1 rRNA gene is annotated in these 3,217 nt (G+C 56.1%); it reads right to left on the reverse strand.

Annotated elements, in window-relative coordinates:
- Positions 1-2,946, reverse strand: a 23S ribosomal RNA gene (locus tag K6T84_RS23700); the annotation flags it as partial.
- Positions 2,947-3,217 lie beyond the last annotated feature (271 nt).

Consider the following 3,217-nt stretch of genomic DNA (forward strand, 5'->3'; position numbering starts at 1 on the left):
TAGCCATCCAGCCGTGCCCCTGGTGGGACAACTGGTATACCAGAGGTTCGTCCGTCCCGGTCCTCTCGTACTAGGGACAGGTTTCCTCAAGATTCTGACGCGCGCGGCGGATAGAGACCGAACTGTCTCACGACGTTCTAAACCCAGCTCGCGTGCCGCTTTAATGGGCGAACAGCCCAACCCTTGGGACCTGCTCCAGCCCCAGGATGCGACGAGCCGACATCGAGGTGCCAAACCATCCCGTCGATATGGACTCTTGGGGAAGATCAGCCTGTTATCCCCGGGGTACCTTTTATCCGTTGAGCGACACCCCTTCCACTCGGGGGTGCCGGATCACTAGTCCCGACTTTCGTCCCTGTTCGACGTGTCAGTCTTACAGTCAAGCTCCCTTGTGCACTTACACTCAACACCTGATTGCCGTCCAGGTTGAGGGAACCTTTGGGCGCCTCCGTTACATTTTAGGAGGCAACCGCCCCAGTTAAACTACCCACCAGGCACTGTCCCTGAACCAGCTTCATGGTTCGAAGTTAGAGGTCCAATACGATCAGAGTGGTATTTCAACAACGACTCCACCCACACTGGCGTGCGAGTTTCACAGTCTCCCACCTATCCTACACAAACCGCATCGAACATCAATACCAAGCTATAGTGAAGGTCCCGGGGTCTTTTCGTCCTGCCGCGCGTAACGAGCATCTTTACTCGTAATGCAATTTCGCCGAGTCTATGGTTGAGACAGTTGAGAAGTCGTTACGCCATTCGTGCAGGTCGGAACTTACCCGACAAGGAATTTCGCTACCTTAGGATGGTTATAGTTACCACCGCCGTTTACTGGGGCTTAAATTCTCAGCTTCACCCCGAAGGGTTAACCGGTCCTCTTAACCTTCCAGCACCGGGCAGGCGTCAGTCCGTATACATCGTCTTGCGACTTCGCACGGACCTGTGTTTTTAGTAAACAGTCGCTTCTCACTGGTTTCTGCCACCCCCTCCCGCTGCCGGCCGCGAAGGCCATGACGGTATGAGGGTCCCCCTTCTCCCGAAGTTACGGGGGCATTTTGCCGAGTTCCTTAACCATAGTTCACTCGTACGCCTTGGTATTCTCTACCTGACCACCTGTGTTGGTTTGGGGTACGGGCCGTGTGTGAGCTCGCTAGAGGCTTTTCTCGGCAGCATAGGATCACCGAATTCGCCGCAAACGGCTATGCATCACCTCTCGGACTATGTGCCAGACGGATTTGCCTATCTGACGTCCTACGGGCTTGCCCCAGTATTACCACTGACTGGTACGGCTACCTTCCTGCGTCACCCCATCGCTTGACTACTACCAGCGAAGGTCCCACGCAGCCAGCGGTCGTCGCTCCCCGAAAGGATTGATCGACCACCTTTTGGGTGGTTAGTACCACTGATTCATCATGGGCGCGCACACACGGGTACGGGAATATCAACCCGTTGTCCATCGACTACGCCTGTCGGCCTCGCCTTAGGTCCCGACTCACCCTGGGAGGACTGGCCTGGCCCAGGAACCCTTGGTCTTTCGGCGGGCAAGGTTCTCACTTGCCTCATCGCTACTCATGCCTGCATTCTCACTCCCACACCCTCCACCACTAGATCACTCTGTGGCTTCACCGGATGCAGGACGCTCCCCTACCCAACCCCATACGGGATTGCCGCGGCTTCGGCGGTGTGCTTGAGCCCCGCTACATTATCGGCGCACAATCACTTGACCAGTGAGCTATTACGCACTCTTTCAAGGGTGGCTGCTTCTAAGCCAACCTCCTGGTTGTCTTCGCGACTGCACATCCTTTTCCACTTAGCACACGCTTTGGGGCCTTAGCCGGCGATCTGGGCTGTTTCCCTCTCGACGCACGGAGCTTATCCCCCGCCGTCTCACTGCCACGCTTTCACTCACCGGCATTCGGAGTTTGGCTGACGTCAGTAACCTAGTAGGGCCCATCGGCCATCCAGTAGCTCTACCTCCAGTGAGAAACACGCAACGCTGCACCTAAATGCATTTCGGGGAGAACCAGCTATCACGGAGTTTGATTGGCCTTTCACCCCTACCCACAACTCATCCCCTCAGTCTTCAACCTAAGTGGGTTCGGGCCTCCACGCGGTCTTACCCGCGCTTCACCCTGGCCATGGGTAGATCACTCCGCTTCGGGTCCACAACACGCCACTACACCAGCCCCACTGGACTGGATACGCCCTATTCAGACTCGCTTTCGCTGCGGCTACCCCACCCGGGTTAACCTCGCGACGTGCCGGTGACTCGCAGGCTCATTCTTCAAAAGGCACGCCATCACCCCACCACAAGGGAGGGCTCTGACGGATTGTAGGCACATGGTTTCAGGTACTATTTCACTCCCCTCCCGGGGTACTTTTCACCATTCCCTCACGGTACTCGTCCGCTATCGGTCATCGAGAAGTATTCAGGCTTACCGGGTGGTCCCGGCAGATTCACAGCAGATTCCACGGGCCCGCTGCTACTCGGGGACACTGCGACAGCAGAGACCATGTTTTCACCTACGGGGCTCTCACCCACTACGGCAGACCATCCCAGGCCACTTCGATTAACACAATCTTTTCTCACTGCTGCCCACCACGGCGGTGATGAGAACGCAGACCCCACAACACCGCACACACAACCCCCGCCGGGTATCACATGCATACGGTTTAGCCATCCTCCGCTTTCGCTCGCCACTACTCACGGAATCACATTTTGTTTTCTTCTCCTACGGGTACTGAGATGTTTCACTTCCCCGCGTTACCTCCCCACCGGCTATACATTCACCGGAGGGTGACACGACATCACTCGTGCCGGGTTTCCCCATTCGGACATCCTCGGATCCACGCTCGGTTGACAGCTCCCCGAGGCATATCGCAGCCTCCCACGTCCTTCATCGGCTCTCGATGCCAAGGCATCCACCATGCGCCCTTAAACACTTACAAACACAAAAACCAAGAAACAAAAATTGCAAAACAAACAAGACAAACAGTCTCGCTTGTAAGATGCTCGCAACCACTATCCACAAAACAAACACCACACCCCACCACCAAGATGGAGCGACAACAACCCACCCCCCGAAAAAGGGGACAACAGGACCTGTTGCCTCAGGACCCAACAGTGTGCCCAGCCCAAAAGCCGGCCAACAGGAAAACCTGCTGGTTGATGATCTCGAACGCTTGTTGTTGCAGAAAACATCTGCACCACCGGACAACC

Origin of the sequence: Mycobacterium zoologicum (assembly GCF_020181635.2) — a bacterium.
Lineage (GTDB): Bacteria > Actinomycetota > Actinomycetes > Mycobacteriales > Mycobacteriaceae > Mycobacterium > Mycobacterium zoologicum.